General features: G+C 40.3%; 17 protein-coding genes and 1 pseudogene. 1 reads left to right on the top strand and 17 read right to left on the bottom strand.

What is annotated here, in order from left to right; translation table 11 throughout:
- The 11 genes and pseudogenes from MSI_RS05600 to prfB all read right to left on the bottom strand — a co-directional run.
- Window positions 1-280, bottom strand: a pseudogene (locus tag MSI_RS05600) (phosphoribosyltransferase); the annotation flags it as partial.
- A 26-nt stretch (window positions 281-306) separates the two neighbouring features.
- Window positions 307-2,898 carry an ATP-dependent Clp protease ATP-binding subunit gene (locus MSI_RS05595; RefSeq protein ID WP_009104569.1) on the bottom strand — a complete coding sequence of 864 codons (2,592 nt, stop codon included), beginning with the start codon at window positions 2,896-2,898 and terminating at the stop codon, window positions 307-309.
- Window positions 2,899-2,918: 20 nt separating this feature from the next.
- Window positions 2,919-3,989 (bottom strand): arginine kinase, encoded by a 1,071-nt coding sequence (locus MSI_RS05590; protein ID WP_009104567.1) that lies wholly within the window; start codon window positions 3,987-3,989, stop codon window positions 2,919-2,921.
- Complete coding sequence (locus MSI_RS05585) at window positions 3,979-4,371, bottom strand: UvrB/UvrC motif-containing protein (protein ID WP_009104566.1); 393 nt, start codon at window positions 4,369-4,371, stop codon at window positions 3,979-3,981. Before MSI_RS05585 ends, MSI_RS05590 begins: the two co-directional genes overlap by 11 nt.
- On the bottom strand, window positions 4,368-5,645 hold the full coding sequence (locus MSI_RS05580) for an FtsX-like permease family protein (protein ID WP_009104565.1): 1,278 nt from the start codon (window positions 5,643-5,645) through the stop codon (window positions 4,368-4,370). Before MSI_RS05580 ends, MSI_RS05585 begins: the two co-directional genes overlap by 4 nt.
- A 1-nt stretch (window position 5,646) precedes the next feature.
- Window positions 5,647-6,348 (bottom strand): ABC transporter ATP-binding protein, encoded by a 702-nt coding sequence (locus MSI_RS05575; protein WP_192807739.1) that lies wholly within the window; start codon window positions 6,346-6,348, stop codon window positions 5,647-5,649.
- A complete protein-coding gene (locus tag MSI_RS05570; protein WP_009104563.1) occupies window positions 6,338-7,705 on the bottom strand; it encodes an ABC transporter permease in 1,368 nt (455 codons plus the stop codon). The genes MSI_RS05575 and MSI_RS05570 overlap by 11 nt, the downstream gene beginning before the upstream one ends.
- A complete protein-coding gene (locus MSI_RS05565) occupies window positions 7,692-8,630 on the bottom strand; it encodes a hypothetical protein (protein ID WP_009104561.1) in 939 nt (312 codons plus the stop codon). The genes MSI_RS05570 and MSI_RS05565 overlap by 14 nt, the downstream gene beginning before the upstream one ends.
- Window positions 8,605-9,474, bottom strand: a complete 870-nt coding sequence (ftsY, locus tag MSI_RS05560; protein ID WP_009104559.1) for a signal recognition particle-docking protein FtsY — start codon at window positions 9,472-9,474, stop codon at window positions 8,605-8,607. Before ftsY ends, MSI_RS05565 begins: the two co-directional genes overlap by 26 nt.
- Window positions 9,471-11,294, bottom strand: coding sequence for a hypothetical protein (locus MSI_RS05555; RefSeq protein ID WP_155815498.1), 1,824 nt, complete (start codon window positions 11,292-11,294; stop codon window positions 9,471-9,473). Before MSI_RS05555 ends, ftsY begins: the two co-directional genes overlap by 4 nt.
- Window positions 11,275-12,409, bottom strand: a protein-coding gene (gene prfB / locus MSI_RS05550; protein WP_155815496.1) for a peptide chain release factor 2 whose coding sequence is annotated in 2 segments (ribosomal slippage) — window positions 11,275-12,339 and window positions 12,341-12,409 — 1,134 coding nt in all. Because the reading frame shifts where the segments join, the coding sequence is not laid out codon by codon here. The genes MSI_RS05555 and prfB overlap by 20 nt, the downstream gene beginning before the upstream one ends.
- Before the next feature lie 57 nt (window positions 12,410-12,466).
- Between prfB and MSI_RS05545 the strand changes: the two genes are divergently transcribed.
- A complete protein-coding gene (locus MSI_RS05545) occupies window positions 12,467-13,339 on the top strand; it encodes a tol-pal system YbgF family protein (RefSeq protein WP_009104553.1) in 873 nt (290 codons plus the stop codon).
- Between the two features lie 152 nt (window positions 13,340-13,491).
- Here MSI_RS05545 and MSI_RS05540 read toward each other — a convergent pair whose 3' ends face one another.
- Genes MSI_RS05540 through MSI_RS05515 form a run of 6 tightly spaced genes read right to left on the bottom strand, consistent with a single transcriptional unit; the run spans window position 13,492 to window position 22,873 of the window.
- The gene (locus tag MSI_RS05540; RefSeq protein WP_009104552.1) at window positions 13,492-15,573 is read right to left on the bottom strand and encodes a lipopolysaccharide assembly protein LapB; all 2,082 of its coding nucleotides are present in this window, start codon (window positions 15,571-15,573) and stop codon (window positions 13,492-13,494) included.
- On the bottom strand, window positions 15,551-16,342 hold the full coding sequence (locus tag MSI_RS05535; protein ID WP_009104551.1) for a hemolysin family protein: 792 nt from the start codon (window positions 16,340-16,342) through the stop codon (window positions 15,551-15,553). Before MSI_RS05535 ends, MSI_RS05540 begins: the two co-directional genes overlap by 23 nt.
- A complete protein-coding gene (gene ybeY / locus MSI_RS05530) occupies window positions 16,339-16,818 on the bottom strand; it encodes an rRNA maturation RNase YbeY (protein WP_009104550.1) in 480 nt (159 codons plus the stop codon). Before ybeY ends, MSI_RS05535 begins: the two co-directional genes overlap by 4 nt.
- Window positions 16,818-18,587, bottom strand: a complete 1,770-nt coding sequence (locus tag MSI_RS05525; RefSeq protein WP_009104549.1) for an HD family phosphohydrolase — start codon at window positions 18,585-18,587, stop codon at window positions 16,818-16,820. Before MSI_RS05525 ends, ybeY begins: the two co-directional genes overlap by 1 nt.
- Window positions 18,559-19,509, bottom strand: a complete 951-nt coding sequence (locus MSI_RS05520) for a PhoH family protein (RefSeq protein ID WP_009104548.1) — start codon at window positions 19,507-19,509, stop codon at window positions 18,559-18,561. The genes MSI_RS05525 and MSI_RS05520 overlap by 29 nt, the downstream gene beginning before the upstream one ends.
- 25 nt (window positions 19,510-19,534) lie before the next feature.
- Entirely contained in the window at window positions 19,535-22,873 is a 3,339-nt protein-coding gene (locus MSI_RS05515; protein WP_009104547.1) for an LPS-assembly protein LptD, read from the bottom strand.
- Window positions 22,874-22,922: the final 49 nt, after the last annotated feature.

Raw genomic sequence — 22,922 nt, 5'->3', positions numbered from 1 at the left:
AAAGATTTTCTGGAGGATAAGTCCAGCCGTCAATATAAACCTGAGTATGCTGGGCAATATCAGAATATGAGCGGGCAACAACTCCTGCGTAAAGGACTGGATGATGCTTGTTCTGTTTGCAGACAATCTTAAAATATTCACTGATAACGTTAGACATGGCAGCACCGCCACGAAGAGAACAGTAAATTACATCAGGAATAAAACCATCCTTATAAATTTTGTGAGCAATTTTTAATGCGTTGTTTCGGACTGTATTGTAATCCAAAAATTCTTTAATCATTTTACACCTCGTTTAATCTTTACATTCTACTTGATTACGCTTTTTTTTCCAACAAGCTGTAAAACAGGTTCTTTTTCTTTTTCGCCCAAAGTGATGTTGAGTTTACCATCCTTGAGTTCTACATAAACGCAGGAAAGCTTTTTATCTGAATTTTCAAGGATAGCCATTGCCAGAGGATCTTCGATTTCCTTTCTGATAAGGCGCTTCATAGGACGGGCACCCATTGCAGGATTATAGCCATGCTCAATAAGATAAGACTTTGCATCCTCATCAATCTTAATAGTAAGATTTTTTCCGCTAATTCGATCAGCAAGATCCTTAATCTGAATATCAAGAATTTTTGAAATCTCTGCCTTTGAAAGGGCATTGAAAACAATTACATCATCAATTCGGTTGATAAGTTCAGGATTCAAGAGCTTTTTCAGCTCATGCATTGCGCCTGACTTAATTTCCTGGTAAGGCATTACCCCTTCAAGAGTTCCAAAACCAACCCTGCCCTCATTTGTAATCTGACGGGCACCTGCATTCGAAGTCATAATGATTACTGTATTACGGAAGTTTACAGTATGACCAAGATTGTCAGAAAGTTCACCTTCTTCCAGAAGCTGAAGAAGAAGATTGAAAATATCAGGGTGAGCCTTTTCAATTTCATCAAGGAGAACTACTGAATATGGATGACGGCGTACTTTTTCTGTAAGGATACCACCGTCTTCATAACCAACATATCCCGGAGGCGCTCCAACAAGACGGCTTGCAGTATGCTTTTCCATAAAATCAGACATATCAATTCTGATAAGGGAATCTTCACTGCCAAAAAGATACTTTGCCAGAGCCTTTGCAAGCTGAGTTTTTCCAACGCCAGTAGGACCTAAGAAAATAAAAGAACCAACCGGGTGCTTTGGAGAAGAAATTCCTGCCCGGCTTCGGCGGATTGCACCAGAAATAACACTTACTGCATCATCCTGCCCGATAACTGTATTATGCAGTTCTTCTTCCATATGCATAATTCTTGCAATTTCTGTAGTTGTAAGCTGCTCAACAGGAATGCCTGTCATCTCACAGATAATTTTTTCTATATCCGAAACTGTTACGGTCTTTTTAGAACCTAACTGCCCCTGACTCAGCATGTTTGAATAGCGGCCAAGTTTTCTTTTAAGTTCAATAACCTTGTCACGAACAAGGGCAGCATTTTCGTAATCCTGATTTTTTACAAGAGATTTCTTTTCTTCAATCAAATCAGAAATATTTGCTTCAATTTCCGTAAACTCTGCAGGTCTCTGCTCTTCGCTAATTTTTTTAGATGCCCCTGCTTCGTCCAGAATATCAATTGCCTTATCCGGAAGAACTTTTTCAGGGATATAACGGCGGCTGAGTTTTACAATCGCCGGCATGACATCATCTTCATATACAACGTGATGGAAATTTTCATATTTCTGCTTAATTCCGCGGAGGATTTCAATAGTTTCTTCATCACTCGGTTCGCTTACCTTTACAACCTGGAAACGGCGTTCAAGAGCAAGATCCTTTTCAATGTGGCGGGTATATTCCTTAGTCGTTGTAGCCCCGATAATCTGGATTTCGCCCCGGCTAAGGGCAGGCTTCATGATATTAGAAGCATCCATTGTGCCTTCTGGACCACCAGCCCCGATAATTGTATGAAGTTCATCAATGAAGAGAATGATGTCATCGTTTTCCTGAACTTCCTTCATCATCTTTTTCATACGCTCTTCAAATTCACCGCGGTATTTTGTTCCTGCAACCATAGCGGCCAGATCCAGAGAAAGAATGCGCTTTTTAAGAAGATTTGAAGGAACTTTTCCGGCAGTAATTGCCTGGGCAAGACCTTCTACAATTGCAGTTTTTCCAACTCCAGGCTCGCCAGTCAAAACCGGATTATTTTTTGTTCGTCGCGACAAAATCTGAATAACCCGGTGAATTTCCTTATCGCGTCCTACGACAGGGTCGCTTTTATTTTCGCGGGCCATTTTTGTAAGGTCGCGGCTGTATTCAGAAAGGAAGGATTCTTCTCCACCGTCGGAAGTTTCAGCTTCTTTTTGATTTTTCTTATCTTCTTCGGGAGCTGTTCCTGTCAGAAGAAAATCCGAAGGATCATCACCAAAAATAGATTTAAAGAATTCATCTGCATAATTATGGAGATTAAAATCGTTGTAAGAACTAGGAACTTCTGACTGGGCTTCCATGATAGTAAAGCGGACATCAGCAACCGTATAGCCGGATGCTGTAAAAAAGTTTTCGGCAATTGTATGCGCTTCTTTTACGGCTGCCAGAAGAAGATGCTCGGTTCCGACATAAGAATTACTCAAGGCAGTTGCTTCATAATCTGCAATACGCAAAAGATTATTCAGGCGCTGACTCTGAGGAATCTGATCCAGTGTAGGAGTTTTTTCTGTTGTGGCAAAAGAATCTTCAAGAGATTCTTCAAAACGCATAAGGTTTACGTTTAATTTGGTAAGGGTCGTAAAACCAATACCCTCTTTTAAGCGGAGCATTGCAAGCAGTACATGCTCAGGAAGGATTTCCTTACTTCCAAGCTGTCTTGCCTCATCCTGAGCCAGAATCAATACAATTTTTCTTGCGCGAAGTGAGAAATTTTTCAATTAATAACCCCAATTAGCAATTAGTTAACCGCAACTTTTTCAAAAGCCTGCTGAATTACAATAGCTCTAAGGCGTTGGAGCTGGGCGCTCAGGTCTTTTTTAAGGTCTTCCTCGTAAGAAAAAGCGTAGTTGTCGTTCACATAGAGAATATGGCCGTGCTTTGCCCTGTAAAACAAGGCATTAAGTTCCTGCTCGGTTATCCCGCTTACTCTGCCAGTCTGTAAACCGAACTTCATTACGCTGATAATGTCTGCGGCTTCATCATAAGTAAGAAGCAGCGAATACATTGCCTTTGCAAAAGCCCTTTTTACAAAATTTAAGAGTATTGTAGGATTATTATCGGCAAAAGTAGCTCTAATCTTGCGTTCTGTTTTTAAAATAATTTCTGCAAGTGAGTTGATGTTAGCTGCCTGGTCTAATTCTGTTCCGTCAGCGGCATTTCCCGGGTATAAATCAAAGATAAAATTAGAAAAATTTGCAGAATCGGAAACCTGAAAAACCGGAGAAATGCAGAATTTCTTTTCCTGAACAAGACCGATAATTGAATCAAACTGCCCCGAAAGTACGATTGACGGAATAAAAATACGGTAAGAAATTTTCAGGCCCGTACCGCAGTCTTTTATCTGGGAAGTAAGATAGCCAAAATCATGACTTGCGGCAAACTGAAGTTTTTCCTGCAGAACCTCATCAATTCTGTAAACCTGAGCCATTACCTTTTCTGTTTCAAAGCCGGAAGAAAAGGCTGAAATACGCACATGGTCTATGTGATTTACAAGAAGGCTTTCTGAATCATTATCATTTAAAATTACGGCAGAGCAGTCAAAATCCTTTGAGTCTGAAATTATGTTCTTGTCTATTAAAACCTGCCGCCCCTGACTGAAAATATTTTTATAGTCTATAAAATGAAAGGTCTCTTCGCTCTGAATTGCATCGTAAACAAGAGAATTAACCCTTTCCATATCTTCTGTGCTCATTTTTACGGGGAAAGGAAAATCTGCAAGGTTACGGCTCAGGCGGATTTTTGTAGAAAAAACTATATCATCATTCTGACCGGCAAGAGAAAACCAGGGAAGAGGCATTTTATTTTTCATCAGGCTTTCTCCTGTCAAAATCAAGCTCAGAATCTGCTTCTGTATCAAAAGTTACTTTTTCATCTGAGGGATTTTTTGCCCCGGAAGCTTCCTTATTCAAAACCTTAAGATAGTCGCGGTAAAAGGCTGCCTTTTCATATTCTTCCGCTTCAATTGCGGCATCAAGCTTAAACTGCATTTCGACCCGGCTTGTAAGGGTTGATTTATAGCCCTTGAGTTTTTTAGGAAAGCTTCCCTGATAGGCCTGGGTAATTCCGTATTTTCTAAGAGTTTTTTTGAACTCCTCGGCAAAGGTATAATAACATTCAGAGCAGCCGATTTTCTGACTTTCGGAAATTTTATCGTAGGTCATTCCGCAGACAGGACAGATTTTTTTTGTCATTTCAGCGCCTCCAGAGGTTTTTCCTTACCTGCCTTCACTGCCGGAATTACGCTTACTAAAAGTGAAAGCAAAAGAGTTCCCATACAGACAATTATCAGCTCTTTTACAGGAATTTCAACAGGAATTGTCTGCAGATAGTAGGCAGGATCCATAAGATGAAGGTCTGTAAAAAGATTTACAAGGCTTTCCAGGCCACGGATAAGCTGATTTGAATAAAGGGTGATTAAAAGTCCTAAAGGCAGTCCTATACACAGCCCCGAAAAGCCGCAGAAAAGGCCTGTAAGCATAAAAGAAAGGCTTATTCCGCGCGGGCTGGCACCGACACTTTTTAGGATTGCTATCTCGCGGCGGCGTTCAAGCACCAGCATTACAATTGCGGAAGAAATATTTATGGAGGCAACAAGAACTATCATCATCATTATAAAAACCAGCATTACCTTGGTAGAAGAAAAGTTTTCAAAACGGGAAGCATTTACCTGATCCCAGCGGTAAACATTGGCAAAACGTCCTGCCTCATTTTTTACAGCTCTTTGAAGGGCAATCAAACGGGGACTAAAGGCATCATCTGTTTCCAGAAGCACATTAAAATCTGCATTTGTCATGGAAAAAGAACGGAAAAAGGTTTTCAGGGGAATAAAAACCCAGAGCTGATCCAGTTCCTGATAGCCCGAAGATATCACAGCTCCGACTTTAAAGGCGGTCATTTTTGGAACAATCGCAGTTCCTGCCTTTTTTGTGGTAATGATTCTGAAAGTATCTCCTGTTTTAAGTCCAAGACTTTCTGCCATCTTCTTTCCAATAATTGCAGTATTACCGCCAGACTCCAGTGCAGAAGTATCTCCTTCAATCACTTCAAAAAGTGTCTTAAAACTTTCGTTCTTCTTAAAAATATCGTTCTGAACACCCCGGATATAGGCACCGCTTCTTATATTTTTTCCAAGCGCCAGAGCCGAAAGAGTAACTTCCGGATAGGCAGTCTTTATTCCACCAATTTTTTCAAAGGAAGCAGCATATTTTTCAAAATTAGCAGCAGTCTTAGTTTCTTCTATTCCGCCTGCGACCCGCATTTCCAGATGACTTGAAGAAAGCCCTATGATACGCTCTGTCATTCCCTTTATCATTCCATTTGTAATTGAAATAACAGCTACAAGGGGAATAATACTGAGGCCTATGCAGATAACTGCCCCGTAAAGACTTTTTCTGGCAGTAGAGTTTTTTTCAGCACGAGGAAAAATCAGACTTTTTGCAAAATAAAGAGAAGCCTTTAAAGTCAAATTAAACACCTGCCTTTTCAAGCTTTCCCTTTACAATTCTGTAAACTTCGTCGCCTTTTTCTGCAATATTCATATCATGAGTTACAAGAATCAGAGTCTTTTTATATTTTTCAACCATGTCAAACAAAAGTCCGCTGATTAAAGAAGCATTTGCAGGGTCAAGATTTCCGGTAGGCTCATCTGCAAGAATTAATGAAGGGTCATTTATTAGGGCACGGGCAACTGCCACCCTCTGGCGCTCCCCTCCGCTCAATTCCGAAGGCAGATGATTTTTTCTTTCAATAACGCCGGTATCACGCAAAAGAGCTTCTGCCTTTTCCACCGCCAGCTTTTTTGGAAGCCCCGCAATAAGGGCCGGCATGCAGACGTTTTCCAGGGCAGTAAAATCCTTCAAAAGATAGTGAAACTGAAAGACCAGACCTAAAAAATGGGAACGGTAATTGCTAAGTTCCTTTTCAGAAAGTTCAGCCACCTTCCATTTGCCGCTTTTATCATTACCGGCAATTACGCTGCCACCTGTCAGGCTGTCAATTCCGCCGATGATATTCAAAAGAGTTGATTTTCCGCTTCCGCTTTCCCCGACAATTACAATTTTCTTTCCTTCCTCAACTTCCAGATTCAAATCAGAAAGAACAGTAAGCTTTTCGCTGGTGGAAACAAAAGTTTTTTCAAGATTTTTAATCGAAACAATGCTACTCATTATGAAGTACCTCTGCCAGAGATGATTTTAAAACATTTTTGCCGGCAAAAAAACAGGCTGCAAGGGGCGAAATAATACCGAATAAAAAAATCATAAGAACTTCACCCTTAAAAATACGGGCCGGAATATTTGCATAAATGCTGTAAGTTGAGTTTTCGCTTATATACATAAGATTTTCGTGATTAAAAATTGCAGTAAAGGCGTATTGCAGAAAATAAACTATCTTCGAGGCGCCGTTGAATACTGCGTTGGTGTTAAGACTGATTATAATACCCAGAATCAGTCCGCCAACTGAACCAAGAAGGCCTGTATAAAAACCCCGGGTAATAAAAATTGCCTGAATTTCTTTTATGCGTATTCCAAGCGCCGTAAGAATTGCAATTTCCCTCTGACGTTCAAAAACAAGACGCCTCATGGCATTATAAATATTTATTGCCACCACAACAAAAATCAGGCAGACAACCAGCAGCAGCATATTCTTTTCGATTCTGAGCGCCCCGTAAAAACTCTTATTGTATTCCTTCCAGGAAGAAATTTTTGCCCCGCTGCCCGAAAGAACTTCTCTTAGTTCCCTGATTTCGCGTTCTACATTAGAAGTATTGTGAAGTTTAATTCCCCAGGTTCTTAAAGCTTCTTTTCCAAAGTAAGTTCTTGCAGCTTCCATACTGATAAAAGCCAGGCTTGAATTAATTTCCTGATAGCCGGTTGCAAAAATTCCCTTTACAGTAAAAATTCTCTGACCTGAAAAAAGCTCCACATCGCTGGAACCACTCAAAACAAAAAGATTTACCTGGTCTCCTACCCGCACCTTAAGGCTATGGGCAAGCTGATTTCCAAGAATAATTTCATTCTTACCAGAAAGATCAAAAGAGCCCTGTAAAAGAATGATTTCTTTTCTAAAGCTCGGGTCTTCATAAAAAGTTTCGGCTGGTATTCCCCTAATTAAGGCTGGACTTTCAAAAACAGCAGATGATGAAGTGACTTTGTCACTTGCCGGGGGATTAGGCTGTGGAATATTGCACATGAGGGTTTGAGCCTGATAAAAAGGAGTAATAGCTCTTACCAGCTTTGATGCTTTACAATGCTCATTAAGTTTTTTTTCACAGTCAGAAAGGTCTTCCTCTGAAAGTTTTTCCCCAGCTTCTTCCACCTGAATATGATAAGACTGGGTTTCTAAAATTGCGTCAATAAAACTCATCTGAAAGCCGTTCATAACGCTCGTAACCACAATAAGAGTCATAACTCCAAAGCAGATACCAAGAATGCTTAGACGGGAAGTAACAGAAGAGGAAGAACTTCTGTCTGCAGAAGCAAAACGGCGGGAAATTGAAAATATCAGAGCAAGTTTATTCTTCTTCATCAAACTTATGAATCCTTAATACCCTTTCGTTCTGGTAAATTACTTCCCTGACCCGGTTATATTTTACAAACCAGGTTTTTACGCTGATACCGTGGTCAAAAAAATACTGCTGGGTGTAACTTCCCAAAACAGGAGAGTATTTTTCCACAGATTTTAAGATGTCATTTTCATAAAAGCTGACATCGGCAGGGATTTCTTCGCCCGCTTCATTTTTGGGATTGTATTTATATCTGAAAGCCTTTGCAGAAACTCCGCGTCGCTTTGTATCTTCTTCGCTGTTATAGGAAAAAGTTCTTACAGAAAGCTCTGATATTCTATTGTCTTTGTCATATTTCCAGCGTCTGATTTGGGTAATATAAGGTTTTTCTTCAACCTTCTTAAAGGCTTCGATTTTTTCTACAAGCCCATCCCGGCGGTAAAAAATACTTTCACCGTCTTTTTCATTTTCAACAATCTTAACGTTTACTTTTTTTTCATTCCCGAAATATTTGAAATATTCCTGTCTTACTATTCTGGAATCCCTGGCTCCGTTGATTTCCCAGAATTCAGAACGTTCCAGTCTGTACTGCTGGTCAAAAAAACGCCGTCTTGTTTTATTACCAATCGAATAAATCATTACTCTATTTCCGTCCAGGGAATCAGGCTGAATGATTTCGTTTTCAAACTCGCTGAAAGCTAAAAGAGAGGATTTTCCGGTGTAATCTTTTGAAAGATATTCTTCGCGGACTTTTTCTACAGCCTCTTCAATTTCTTCAAGATTAATTGCTTCACTTTCACCTGCAGCTTCTTCTAAGGGAATTTCTTCAACTTCTTCAAGGCTGGCTTCTTCAAGGCTTTCTTCCTGACAAAAAACTGAAAAAGCAAAAAAAGAGAAAAGTAAAAATGCGGCAATAAGTCTCTTAAAGAGTGCCCAAAAACTCGTCAATGTATTTCTCCGCATTAAAAGGTGCAATGTCGCCGTATTTTTCGCCGGTACAGACAAAGGCAACAGGAATTCCAAGTTCACGACCAATGCTTACTGCAACTCCACCCCTTGCCGTTGAATCGTATTTTGTCATGATGATAGCATCTACCTTTACAGCCTCGTTAAAAACCTCTGCCTGACGCAGGGCATTCTGACCGGTAGTAGAATCAATTACGATAATTTTCTTGTAACAACCCTGGTCAGCCTTAAGGGAACAGGTTCGGTCAATTTTCTGAAGTTCGCGTACAAGATTTTCTTTATTGTGAAGGCGGCCTGCGGTATCTGCAATTACAAGGCCAGGTCCCTTAGACTTTACGGCTTCTGCGGCATCAAAAACTACAGCGCTAGGGTCACTTCCATGCTGATGGCTTACAACGCGCACCCCAATCTTCTCTCCATGAGTATCAAGCTGTTCGATTGCAGCGGCGCGGAAGGTATCTGCGGAGGCAAGAACAAGATTCTCAATTCCGCGGGCTTTAAAGAGATTTGCAAGTTTTGCAACGCTGGTAGTTTTACCAACTCCGTTTACGCCCAGCACCATCCAGACATTCTGCTTTGACATATCTGGTTCCAGGCTGATTTCTTTAATATTCTGCAATAAAAGGCCTTTTAGTTCTGCAATAATATCCTTCTGCTCGCTTAATTTTTTCTGGCGGCAGATTTTTTCAAGTTCATCTGTAATTTCAAAGGCAGTTTTTGCCCCTATATCACCTTCAACCAGGCTGTCTGTGAGTTCTTCAAAAAATTCCTCATCTATTTTTTTTGAAAAAAGATTTTTTAATTTTTCACCGAATGATTTTTTCATTTTTCTTCCTCGCCTTCAACTTTTTCTTCATCTATTATTTCGTCTTTATTTTCCTGACTTTCATTTTCAGTAACTACTTCAGTTTTACGCATTTTTTCAAGTTTTTTAAGCTCTTTTTGCTTTTGTTTTTCAAGTTTCTGCTCAGAAATTGCCTTTGCCCTTTGAGGTAAAACATCATTAACCGCAAGAAAGTAGCGGACAAGCTCATAGACAAAAAGAGCTCCGCAGCCGATTGAAATTACCCCGCAAATCTGATTTCTTGTTTCCCAGGTAAGGGCGTCCTCATAGCTTCCAATTCCCTTGTTATACTGAGCTGCTGCATTAGCATAATTTCCGTATGTATAAAAATAAGGAACCATAGAAAGCATTAAAAGAGTATAGCTTCCGTACATAATGCGGCGTCGCTTATCAATATAATCATTGATATCCATGTTTTTTGATTTAATGGATACAAGATTTTTATTATTCAAAAGAGTTTCGGGAATATAATAATTTGTGGTAAAACCATCGTTACTGATAAACTGTCCAAGAATCTGAGTATCGTTTATACGGATTTTTGCCCGGGTAAAAAGTTCTTCTTGAGCTGAAGTTTCACTTTCCGGTGGAAGCTGGCTTTCTGGGGGAAGGCTCTGGTCTTTAGCAGCTTCTGCAAGGGCACCTGCCGCATAAAAACGGCCAGGAAATGGACAAAGGTTTACTGCATCAATAAAGACCTCATGCTCTTCCTGCATGGTAACTTCAATTTTATACTTTTTGTTTCCTTCAAAAAAATAGGAGGTTCCCATTTCGCGGTAACCGTCGCTTACAAAACGAACGGAATGAACACCGGACTGACTTCGTATCAGAGAAAGTTTTGGCGGCTGTAAATCATCATCAAGATAAATACGAACCTTATCCCTAATTTCTGCAGGATTAAAGGAAATCTCTATATCAACCGGCATTCCGTTTGTAAGGGCAATTACAATCTGATGGGCAATTGAAGTTGAAATCATATCTGCTTCTTCAATAAGACCGACCTCTGAAACAGAATGATTAAGCTTTCCTCCAGGAAATTCATAAATATCTGCACTTACAAAATAATAGGAACCGTAATTTGTAATTGAGCCTGTAATCAGGGATTTAATTCCGGCATTTACAGCCTCTTTTTCATAATCATAACTTGAATAACCGTATTTTTGGGCAGTTTCGCTGGGTTCAAAAAAAGCGGTTCGATCGTCCTTATAAAAGGCAATATTTTGGGAAGAAACAAACTCGGCATCCCGGTCAAAAATATTTCTGAACATGCTCTTGAAGTTTTCGCCTTCGCTGGCACTTTCATCCATATTGAAAAATCCCCGCTGTACCATTTTTTCTTCACGGATAGATTTTTGCATAACCTGGTCAACTTCTTTTAGATTGGCAGAAATTTTTTCCTGAATAGTTTTTATGGCTTTTTCTTCCTCTTTGATTTTTGAAGCAAGCTTTCTTTTTGAATAATTCTGCAGCACCAGAGAATCGCGCTTTTTATATTCTGCGGAAAGCTGTAGAAAAAGGGAAAGGCGGGTCTTTCTTAAATCATAAAGTGCCTGATCTCTTTTTTCATCAGGATAAACGATATGAACAAGTTCATCATTGAGTTTTTCAAGAATTCGGCTGGGAAACATTTCTGAAATTCCCTTAGAAACCGAAGGATCCTCTGCAGCGGCAGGAGAATTGTATTTAAAACGTTCAGCCCCCACAACCCATTTTGAAGTATCAGCTCCAAAAAGCGGGCCTGCGGCAGCTGTGAGTAGGGTTAAAAATGTAAAAGTCAGGATTGTCCTAAACTTCTTCGTCATCATCCCCGCCGTCCATTGGAAGTCCCTTCCATTTTGCAACAAGGTATGCATTCATAAATTCGTCGATTTCACCGTCCATTACACTCTGAATGTTTCCAGAAGCAAATTTAGTACGGTGGTCTTTTACCATTGTGTAGGGCTGGAAAACATATGAGCGGATCTGGCTTCCAAAAGAAATATCTTTTTTTTCTGCGGCAAACTTTGAGTTTTCCTTTTCCTTCTGCTCGCGGTAGTATTCGTAAAGACGAGCCTTAAGCATGCTCATACAAGCCTGACGGTTAAAAATCTGGCTGCGTTCTGTCTGGCAGGCAACAACAATTCCTGTCGGGATATGAGTAAAGCGAACGGCAGAGTCAGTTTTGTTTACGTGCTGACCGCCCTTTCCTCCGGCACGATAAGTATCTACACGAAGGTCTTCAGGGCGTACTTCAACTTCAATTGTGTCGTCCAGAACCGGGTAAACGTAAACAGAGGCAAAGCTTGTGTGGCGACGGGCGTTTGCATCAAAAGGAGAAATGCGCACCAGACGGTGGATTCCGCCCTCACCCTTCAGATAACCGTAAACATAATCGCCTGTAATCTGAATTGTAATGGATTTAATTCCGCCTTCTGCTTCAAGTTCATCAACAACTTCTGTTTTATAGCCGTGGCGTTCTGCCCAGCGCAGGTACATTCGGCTAAGCATAAAGGCCCAGTCGCAGGCTTCTGTTCCACCCGCACCCGCATGAACGGTAAGATATGCATCGTTCTGGTCAACTTCGCCCGAAAGCAGGTTGAGAACGTTTAATTTTTCAAAGGTTTCCTTGCAGGAAGCGTACATTGAATTAACTTCATCTTCGTCAGCAGAATCACCGCTTTCTACGGCAAGTTCGTACATTGCTTCCAGATCATCAAAATCAGCCTTAAGCTTGCGCCATGGTTCTACGCGATTCTTTAGCTTTCTGATTTGAGACATTACTTTTTCTGCAGCTTTAGGGTCATCCCAGAAACCTGCTGCTTCTGTTAATTTTTCCTTTTCCTTTATTGATTTATCGATTGCGTCCGAGTCAAAGACGCCCCCAGACAGTATTAATTTCTTCTTTCAGTTCTTCAATCTGTATTTTTACTTCTTCTAACATAGCCTATACAATAACCTTTTTTTCAAGAATCATCAATCAAATGCCGATTATTAATATATGAAGAAATCCCTTATTTTTTTTGCATTAATTTCAACATTTTTTGCAAATTTGACCTTTGCCGAGCGTCCGATTATTCAGGATATTCAGGCTGTTGCGGGTAATTCAAACCGCATAAATCTTGTATGGAACCTGCCTCAGAATCCTGAAAAAGAAATTACCCAGCTTTTAGTTTACCGTGACCTTTCTCCGATTTCTTCATATGCCCAGCTGCAAAAGCTTGAGCCTATTGCAAAGCTTGTACCAATTCTTACAAGTTACACAGACACAGTAAGCGACTATAAAGATTACTTTTATGCTGTAATTGCAGTTACAGACGAGCCTTATGAAATTATCCTCATGTCTATTAACTCCACAGTAACCGGCTGCCATGTTCAGGCAGTAGCAAAAAATCCCCTTCCTCAAAAAGAAGAAAAAGTTGAACGCCTTTACCCCGAAGGTGCCTTGAGGGAAATTCCTCTTCCCTACCTTGATTACATTGACGGGCTGGAAAAGGAATATAAAGTTTCAGAAGAAGTTGCAGCAAGCGTAAAAAATCTTGGAATCATAGAAAAAAGAGCTGTTCCGCGGCTCAGCATTCATATTTTTGAGGAAGATTTAATTTCTCCGGACGGCGGCGATGACTTCCTTCTCTTTGAAGTTTTGAAAACAACTTTTATTCAGAAAAAATATAAAGAAGCAATTGACCAGCTGGAAAAACTGGTAGGAACAAATATCAGTCAGACTACCAGAAATCGCGCTTATTTCTACCTTGGAGAATCCCACTACATGCTGGCACAGTATCCAAGGGCGATTAAGACATTTGTAAGAATTGAAAATGTGTATCCGGCATTATGTAAGCAGTGGATAGACAATTCTTTGGATCAATTATAGAGATTTAGTAACATTTTAAGAAAATACGGAGCAAAGGTTCGCCTTTTGCGGAGTTTAGAGCGCTGGAAATGTATAATAATTTCCTATCAGCGCTCTCGGCGGAGCAAAAGGCGGTTCTTTGCGGAAGTATTTTCTTAAAGGGTAACTTTTACTTAGTAAATGGACCTAAGAATTTCTACAATCGCAGGTTTCTCTACCGCTTTCTTAATTTCTGCAAGAATGCCTGCCCCTTCAGTATTCTTTACAACCGGCTTTCCTTTTTCGTCGGAGTTTGGAACTGTATCGATACCTTCTTTTTTATTCTGATCAGGTACGCTTACAAGAATAATTTCGTCATCAACGTTTACGCGGTCGTAAAAGCCATGCTGGGTAATATCGGCTTCAGAAACTTCTTCGCTGGCCTTTGTGATTTTTATGCTTCCTACAACATCAGAATCTTTATAGGTAAGACCGGTACCGCTGTCAGAAATTTTAAGACCGCCTCTTTTGATAATCTTGAACTCAGAATCATTTACAACGTTTTCTGACTTTCCAAGATCAACAAGCACAACCTTACCGTTACGCTTAAGGATTTTTCCGCGTACTACAAGTTTTTCAAGAACTGAATTTCGGAAGCGGCGGAGTACAGTGGAAAATCTGTTGTTTCCGGTTGCAAACCACCTTTCTTCCATAACTGGAGTTCCGGTTCTTCCTGTATACATTGAAGCCTTAAGGGTAATATCCTCTTCTGATTCACTTGAATTTACAAGAATAAAGTAATCAAAATTACTTCCCCGGGCAATTTTATAAGCTTCGCTGTAGCCGCTGACAGGAGTAACCTGAGTTTTTACAGAGGTAATTGCAACACCAGAAAAAACATCCCCTGCCGCAAAGGCTGTAAGGCGTTCTGAATCTGCGTGATTAAAGCTTGTATTCTGATCTACATAAAAAACCGCAATATTCCAGCGGATTTTATCAAGATAAAAAGGCTCAACATCCCACTTTTTGGCAATTGTTGTACCCAGAAGTGATTTATAGCCTTCGATCGTATCTTTTAATGTCTGATTAATTGCATCAGGCGAATTATTCTGAATAAAATCCAGCTGCTCAAGATAAAGCTCGTGCATTCCGTTCATTTCAAGAATGTCAGCATATGCAAGGCGGGCTTTTACATTTGCAGGATCCAGCAGCAAGGCCCTCTGATATTCGTAAACGGCACCCAGCTTATCAAAACGGCTTTCGTACTGAAGGGCATTTGTAATATGATATTGAGCCCATTCCTTACGGCGGCTGTCTTCAATAGAAAGGCTTGTTCTGGCTGTAAGTTCCAGCTGAGTTCTCATCATTTCATCCTGAGGAGAAACAGAAAGTCCTGCATCCCAGGTAGAAATTGCTTCTTCAGAAAGTCCGAGCTTGTTCTGGGCAATTCCCTTTAAATACCAGGCCTTACCGTTTTTGCGGTTACGGCTGATTAAAAAGTCACTTATATCAATTACGTCGTTATAGCGGCCTTCTGAATACAAGATTGCAGACAAAAGCTGATAGCCCGGTTCAAAATTCTTATTAAGCTCAAGGGCAATACGAACGTGTTTTTCTGCCTGAAGAATTTCTCCCTTCATAAAATAAATCAGGGCTGACAGAAAGTGAACTTCGCTTTCCCCTGAATAAAGCTGCATAGCCTGATTCAAAAACTTTTCAGACTGCTTATAGCGGCCGGTTTCTGCACAGATTAAAGCCATGGAAAGAAGGGCTTTTCTGTTTCCTGATTCGCGGCGCAGGGCTTCTGAATACTGCTGTTCAGCGCCGGAAAATTTTCCGTCATAAAGTTCAAGTTCCGCAAGACCAAAATGAGCGCTTACGTCGTTTGGAAAGTCCTGAAGGATTTTATTAAAAAGTGCCTTTGCTTCATCCGCACGACCAAGCGCCAGATAAAGCATTCCCTTTAAGTTTTCAATTCTGCTGTTGTATTTTTCTAGATTTTCTGCTTTTTCAAGATATGTAAGCGCAAGTTCAAACTCCCCCATTTTATAAGAGCAGCTTGCAAGATGATACCAGGCATCAGAATAGGAAGGATTTAAGTTTACAACCTGAAAAAAACTCTGACCGGCATCAAACCAGTTTTCATCAGCTTCGTAAAAAAGACCTTCTTCAAATAAAGAAAGAGGAGTCTTCTGTGCAGGCGCTGCATAGAGGCTGGCAACCGCAAATAAAGCTGAAACTAAAAGTGCAAACTTATTCTTCCGGATTTTCATCATTTTCACTGTTTTTAATTACCTTTATTACATTGATTCTGTGGCCTTCCATGTTCTGAACGATAAAATCAAATCCATTCCAGGAAGTTTTTTCATATTTTACAGGAACTTTACCGAACAAATCGAATACAAATCCGCCAAGGGAATCAAAATCCTCTTTAGGGAAGTCTGAACCGATTGCTTCGTTCAAATCATCAAGATTTACGCGGGCATCACAAAGCCAGATATTTTCGCCGGCAGAAATGATATCCTCTTTTTCATTATCAAACTCATCCTGAATGTCGCCGACAATCTCTTCAATAATATCCTCCATTGTAACAAGGCCGGAAATTCCACCGTATTCGTCAATTACAACGGCAATATGAAGGTGCTGGCGTTTGAATTCGCGAAGAAGGGAATCAATTCTCTTGCTTTCCGGAACAAAATAAGCCCGGCGGATAATTTTTTTAAGGTCGATTTCTGAATCTTCAAGAAAAAGTTTAAGCAGGTCTTTTACGTAAAGAATACCGGTTACGTTATCAATTGAATCCTGATAAACCGGGAAACGTGAATGCCCGCTTGCAATAAGCTTATGAAGAAGTTCATCGCGGGGAGTATCGGCTGCAATAAAGTCTACGTCAATACGGGGAACCATAACTTCCTTAACGGCAGTTTCAGAAAGTCCCTCTACACCCTCAATCATATCCTCTTTTTCTTCTTTAAGGATTTCCTTTTGGGCAGCAGTCAATTCTTCTGTATGAGAAGCCTTTTTCTTTTTCTTAAAAAAACTCATTTTATTACACTCTCATTTTTTAATTCTTTTAATAAGTTTTCCTGCTTTACAAGCATTTCGCAGACAGGCTCCACGCCTTTTTCTATATGCTCAGGTTCGTGATCATAACCGTTCAGATGCAAAATACCGTGAACCAGAAGCCTTTTTATTTCATCATTTTCTGTCTGTTCAAAATAAGCAGCATTTACAGGAAGGGTGTCCAGACTGATTGCAATATCACCTGCACATTTCCACTTTCCTTCTTCATCTTCGTATTCATCACCGTTTTCAAAAGAAAGCACATCGGTTGCGCTGTCAATTCCACGGAAATTATTATTCAGTTCCCTCATGTATTCGTCGTTACAAAAAAGAATGCTTATTTCTTCTCCGTCAAAGCCAAACTTTTCCAAAACAAGATTAACAAAGGGCTCTACGTTATCAAGCCAAGAGGGAGGCTCTAATTCTTCCTGAACTGAAATTAAAACGCGGTTTGCCATTATGCCTTCTCCGTAGAATCTTCTTTTGCGGCACGTTCAGCCTTTTCAGCTTTTCGCAAAGCCTTTTCTGCTGCTTCTGCCCGTTCAGATTTTTCTTTTTCAGGCTTTTCTGTTTTTTCCTTGTTTTCTTCTGCCTGATCAGGATATTCAATCCGGCTGTGATAGTAGCCTGCAAGAATCTGAACAAAGGCTTCCTTAATTTTAGAAACGTCGCGGAAGGTCAAATCACAGTTATCAAGCTGCTTGTGTTCAATTTTTCCGTTGATTAACTGAGTAATAAAGGCTTCAAGGCGAGGAACAGAAGGACTTTTAAGGGTACGGCAGGCAGCTTCAATTGTATCTGCAAGCATAACTACGGCAGATTCGCGGGTTGTAGGAGGATTTCCTGCGTAAGAGAATTCTTCAGGGCTAAGACTTTCGTCCCGCTCTTTTGCTTCATTATAAAAATAGGCAATTACGCTGTTTCCGTGGTGCTCTGCAATAATATCAATTACAGCCTGAGGAAGATGCAGCTGATGAGCCTTTTCTACGCCCTTACGCACATGGCTTTTGATAATTGAGCGGGAAAGAGACGGATTCAAATCATCGTGCTTGTTTTCACCCTTCTGATTTTCTACAAAGTATTCAGACTGTTCAATTTTACCAATATCGTGATAGTAAGCGCCAACCCGGGCTAAAAGCGCATTTGCCTTAATTTCGCGGCAGGCATTTTCAGAAAGCTGGGCTACCATAAGGGAATGCTGATAGGTTCCGCTTGCCTGAACCAGCATTTTTCTCATAAGCGGATGATTCAGGTCGGAAAGTTCCATAAGGCGGAAAACCGAAGCAGTATTAAGCATGATTTCTAGCGGAGTCAAAAGACCAAGTGTCAGGATTCCAGAAAGGAAGCCGTTAGCCGCAACGCCCCCCAGAAGCTTTGGCAATTCTGTAAAGGTTTCATTAAAAATTACGTGGATAATTACCATGTAAACGCAGTTGAAAATTGAAAGGGTGATTGAAGCAAATACAAGATCAAGGCGGCGGTCGATTTTACGCACAATTGCCGCAGAAGTAAGGGAGGTTGCAAGGGTGTAAACAAAGGTCTGCACCTGACAGTCGCTGGAAATTAAAACTCCAAGCGAAAGCACAAAGGAAAGCAGAACAGCCGCAACGTTTCCGTACAAAATAGTTACCAGCATTACAAATAGAGAGGCTGGAATGATTATGCAGATTGAAAAAGAATCAGAAAAAACTGCAAGCTTACCACAGAAACTGACAATTACATACATGACGACAAAGAAAATCATCTGCAGTAAGGGTTCCCTCACGTATATTTTCCGGTTGAAGGGAACAAAGCAGTAAAGCAGATACCACATGATTGCCAGAAGCAGAAGAAAGAGTTCTGCATTGGCGAAGGCACGGTAATCAATGTACAAAGGCGAAGCCGACATTTTTTTAAGCTTTGCATAGCCCTCTTCTGTAATCGGGAAGCCTTTTTTTATGATTTTTTCACCCTTTTCTATAGAAACCGGATCAAGTTCATCAGGTGGTAAATCCTTTTTTGCAATAATAGTACGGTCAGAAATCTGATTGATTTCGTAATCTGAAAGGGAAAAATCTGCAATAGTCTGTACTGTAGAGATTTTTACAAAGTTCAGTGCAGAAACAAGCAGGAGTCCCACAAAAAACAAAATCAGATAAAGATAATATTTAGAAATGTAAGCTCCAAGAGACTGGAAATAAAGTCCAAAAGCTCCGGAGTTAGTATTTTTCTTCGTATTGTTTTTCATTCTCGTATGCCTTTACAATCTGTTTTACAAGTCTGTTTCTTACGACATCTTCTGCCGTAAGCTCCATAAAACCAATATCTTCTATTTTATATAAAATCTGAATTGAATGCATCAATCCGGAAGTCGTTTTTCTAGGTAAATCTATCTGAGTCGGATCACCGGTGATAAAAACCTTGGTGTTGTCGCCCATACGGGTAAGGAACATTTTCATCTGAGGGACTGTTGTGTTCTGGGCTTCATCAAGAATTACAACTGCATTATTAAGGGTGCGGCCCCGCATATAGGCAAGAGGGGCAACTTCAATAATACCCGCTTCAAAAAGCCGCTTTACTGTTTCTACAGGTAAAACACTTTCCATTGCATCTTTTAAAGGCCGCATATAAGGATCTATTTTCTGTTCAAGGTCACCCGGCAAAAAGCCAAGACTCTCCCCTGCTTCTACAACAGGACGGGTAATTATCAGTTTTGATTTTTTATGACTGAGGATAAGGCTGAGGGCTTCTGCCACCGCCAGAAAAGTCTTACCGCTGCCGGCGCTTCCGGTACAGAAAACCATATCTTTATGCTGCAGCATATTGATGTATTCTGCCTGATGCTGAGTTCTTGCGTAAACCCTTTTAAGACCGCCTGGAATCAAAATCATTTCTTCTTCTGCCCGCGGCTTTTTATGGGTATTTAAAACAGAAACAACAATGTCTTCTCCGTTTTTACCGCCTGCAGAGATTTCATCAATTATTCGGTCTACAATAAACTGGAATTTCTGGCGTATCAGCGGGTCTTCGTCTTCTACAGAAAGCTCGTTTCCTTTTGTAAAGACCGGCACGCCTAAATGTTCTTCAATGAGTCTAAGGTTGCTGTCATTTGTTCCGCACACACAGGAAAGCACATTCTGGTCTGGAACAACAATCGTGTAATCTTTCATTAATTATTAATATTATATGACGTATTTAGTTAAATGTCCAATCTCCGTAATTATCTTTAATCTGAGTTTTCATGCTGGACATTGGCTTCCATACAACTCCGATTGTGATATAAGGATTCATATCATAATATGACTTACCGTTTTCTGTTAACAGTCGCGGTGCAAAAGACCAGGTCATGCTGAAATCCCAGTCATGAAGGCTGTGGGTAACTTCCATATTCAAAGATTTAAGCTTAAAGCCTGAATCTTTTCTAAGGGCTTCATTATCAAAACGGAAGGAATTAAGCAAATCCTTCCACATATTATCTTCACCAGGTACACGGCCTTCATGCCCCATCATCTTCTGGAAATAGCGGTAAATTACAGAGTTCTGCGAGGTTGAAGAAAACTTTATGTAGAAAAAGTTATTGATATTAAAGGTCAGAGACGGTGTAAAAATAAAATAAGAGTTTGTAGGGCGGATTAAATCTGCCGTTACGCTTGTTGTAAGGCCCGGAGCAACGGAAATTCGGTTGAACCATTTATAGTAGGTTTTGGAAGGCTTTGTATATGACAAAGAAAAACTGTAAGGAAGAAATTCCTTATAGGTATTACCCGAAGAATCTTTTCTGGCTACCCAGTTATTATCTTCAAAATCATAGCCCTGAGCATAAGACATAACATAAGAAGTAGAAAGACCCCACCAGGAAGCAGAAAGCTTAAAACTGGAATGATAATTTTCCTCCATGTTATAGGTATAGGATTCCGAAAAAGAAAGAGTTGAGCCCAGCACTGTTCCAGAAACCGTTGTCGACTGCTGCAGGTCCTTTTTCTTCCATTTTTCATCTTCTGTTGTTGCCTTTTTATTTTCTGTAATACCGGTTGTAACTGTTTCTGTAACATAAGGAAAAACAAGGGTTAATGTTCCTGTGTACTGGCGGGCAAGAGGCGGCATAACCTGACTGAAGGTCAAAGTCTGCTTAAACTTTTTGTCCATTTCTGTAAGACCCAGAATAAAATCAAGAGAATTGACCGTTACACAGTTTTCATCATCAAAATCAAGGGTGTAATAATTGTATTCAGGATTACTTGCGTCTCCTACAAATTCCTGGCGGAAAAGTTTAATTGTAGAAGACCATTTTAAGCCGGTTTCGCAGAACAAAGGAACATAGGCAAAAGGAAAAAAGTTGATAGAGTTTACAGTTGCAATATCTTGTGACTCTGCCTTATAGTCGGTTACGCGAAGGGTATCAGCCTGAGCTTCTGTATAGCCACCCTCCGAAGCGCCGTTTGTATTTATATATGGATGCTTCTGATAAATCGGGCTGTAGGTAAAGGAATTGGTTGCAGAAAAAACGCTGGTTCCGTAAGTAAGGTTATTTGAAAGCGCAAGCGGAAGCTTAATTGTATACATAGAAGATTTGATGTTTGACCAGTCAAAATCACTTCCAGACTGAATATAGCTTGTATCTGTAGAATAAGCCATCTGAGTAAGAATTGAAGGAGTAAAAGTATAACCAAGCTTATAAACAAAGCCCTTTGCAAGGGTATCTGTAGAGGCAGAAAAATCTAAATCCGGAAAAGACGGCTCAATATTTCCCATTCCAAAAATCTCATCTGCAGAGGCAGGTTCTTTTTCTGCTTCTGCAAGTTTTTCATCTTTTTTATCATTTTCTGCTTTTTCTTCGTCTTTAGCAGCCGCCTCTTCAGCCTCTTTTTTTATTTCTGCCTCTGACTTTAATTCATTTTCCTTATTAAGGGTGATTGCATATTCAGGCTTGGCAGAAGATTTTGAAGAAGTCTGACCAAATGGAATTTCAAGCAGGGTTCCGGCAATATTAAAGGAAAGAGAAAGCGGAGTAACCTGAGAAGGCGCATAAAACTTTCTCATAAAGGCTTCATCATCAATTAATACGCTATGCTCACCAATAGAAGAGCCATAGGTTGATGGAGTCTGAATAGTTGTAAACTGAACAGAAGCTGTAAGGTTATAACTAAGGGTAGAAAAATACTGTTTTAATGGAGATGGCACGCTGAAAGACTTTGACGAAGTAAGGCTCCAGGAAAAGTTTGAATATTCACTTACAGTTATAGTTTCTGTAGAATTCTGAATTGTATTAAGATCAAGAAGATAAGAAATCCAGTCCATATATTCAGAACGGTTAGTAATAAAATCATACTGGTAATAAGGATCTGAATACAAAGGCATATCAAGGGTAAGATTTACCGGATTTGAAAGTGTAAGGGCTAACTTTCCGCCATAACGGAAGGGAAGCTTACTTCCAAGGAAGTTGGATTTATCAGAATAAGTAGTACCAGTAGAAGGATCATAAGGATAAAATTTTGAACCGGAGGTATAAATAGTTTTTGAAAAACCAAGTCCGAAATTTGTAGTCAGGGAAGTTACATATTTATCCGAGGGCTTAAAAACACCGGAAAATCCTACCATTGTTCCCAAAGTTGAATACCAGTCCAGCATTACCTTAAAGTAATTTGAAGTCTGACCGGAATAGTTTTCTTCAAGGTTATGAAGGATAAGGCCTTCGAGCCTCTGTTCTTTAAGCTGGGAAGGCTTCATAAAGTTGTAAAGACCTTTTAAGGCATCTGCAGCAGCGGCAGAGGAAGTATCCGAAGAGGAAGAAGAACTTGAGCTGGATGACGAAGATGAAGAAGAGGTATCCAGCGGTTTTCTTCCATATAAATAAAGGGTATTCTGTAAAAAATAACCTTCGCGGCGGCGGTAACCGAATACAGGATTAAAGACAAGTTCATCTTTCGGGTAATAAAAGGCCGGGAGATATAAAACAGGTATTTCACCTACGTACAAAAGGGCATTAAAAAAGGCAAACTCTCCGCCGGGCAGCAGCCAGGTTCTGGTAGCATCAATGTGCCAGTGGGGATTTATATCATCACAGAAGGTAAGGCTTGAGTTTTTAAAGGCAATTGCGTTTGAAGCGCCCTTTCCGAACATATCAGAAAATACAATCAAAGTTGAACCGGACGGCAGGTTGATTGCTTCAGACTGGGTCTGAACTACACGCCCCTGGTCAAAAACCCCTTCCAGAGTACTTGTATTAAGAAGGAAGGAAGAGGCGGTTGTCGTATCATTACCGGAAGCAGCTCCCGTTGTTGCAATTGAAACGTTACCCTCGGCATAAAGAATTTCTGTCTGGCGGTCATAGCTTACAAAGTCGGCAGAAATTTCTGAAGTAACACCGCCCTTTTTCACGCTGATTTTTACCTGCCCCTGCAAGACGATTGTATCATTTCCTGTTTCTTCAGATTTTTTATAGGAGGTCTGACTTGCATTGTTAATTGTGATTACTGTGGTTTCAGCTTCTGCAGAATAAAGGGCAGTTACTCCGCCGGCAAGCAGAAAAAGCATGAGAAAAACTGATTTTATGTATCTGAATCTTTTTGAAATCACTTTTTTA

Source organism: Treponema sp. JC4, assembly GCF_000260795.1.
Lineage (GTDB): Bacteria > Spirochaetota > Spirochaetia > Treponematales > Treponemataceae > Treponema_D.
The sequence above is the reverse complement of the archived record's forward strand: the minus strand, read 5'-3'. Positions and strand labels throughout refer to the sequence as shown.

Coding starts and splice junctions, on each gene's coding strand:
- MSI_RS05590 (WP_009104567.1), bottom strand. CDS start 3,989: ATGAAAAATAAAATGCCTCTTCCCTGGTTTTCTCTTGCCGGTCAGAAT.
- MSI_RS05585 (WP_009104566.1), bottom strand. CDS start 4,371: ATGACAAAAAAAATCTGTCCTGTCTGCGGAATGACCTACGATAAAATT.
- MSI_RS05570 (WP_009104563.1), bottom strand. CDS start 7,705: ATGAAGAAGAATAAACTTGCTCTGATATTTTCAATTTCCCGCCGTTTT.
- ftsY (WP_009104559.1), bottom strand. CDS start 9,474: ATGAAAAAATCATTCGGTGAAAAATTAAAAAATCTTTTTTCAAAAAAA.
- MSI_RS05555 (WP_155815498.1), bottom strand. CDS start 11,294: ATGATGACGAAGAAGTTTAGGACAATCCTGACTTTTACATTTTTAACC.
- MSI_RS05545 (WP_009104553.1), top strand. CDS start 12,467: ATGAAGAAATCCCTTATTTTTTTTGCATTAATTTCAACATTTTTTGCA.
- MSI_RS05540 (WP_009104552.1), bottom strand. CDS start 15,573: ATGATGAAAATCCGGAAGAATAAGTTTGCACTTTTAGTTTCAGCTTTA.
- MSI_RS05535 (WP_009104551.1), bottom strand. CDS start 16,342: ATGAGTTTTTTTAAGAAAAAGAAAAAGGCTTCTCATACAGAAGAATTG.
- ybeY (WP_009104550.1), bottom strand. CDS start 16,818: ATGGCAAACCGCGTTTTAATTTCAGTTCAGGAAGAATTAGAGCCTCCC.
- MSI_RS05525 (WP_009104549.1), bottom strand. CDS start 18,587: ATGAAAAACAATACGAAGAAAAATACTAACTCCGGAGCTTTTGGACTT.
- MSI_RS05520 (WP_009104548.1), bottom strand. CDS start 19,509: ATGAAAGATTACACGATTGTTGTTCCAGACCAGAATGTGCTTTCCTGT.
- MSI_RS05515 (WP_009104547.1), bottom strand. CDS start 22,873: ATGCTTTTTCTGCTTGCCGGCGGAGTAACTGCCCTTTATTCTGCAGAA.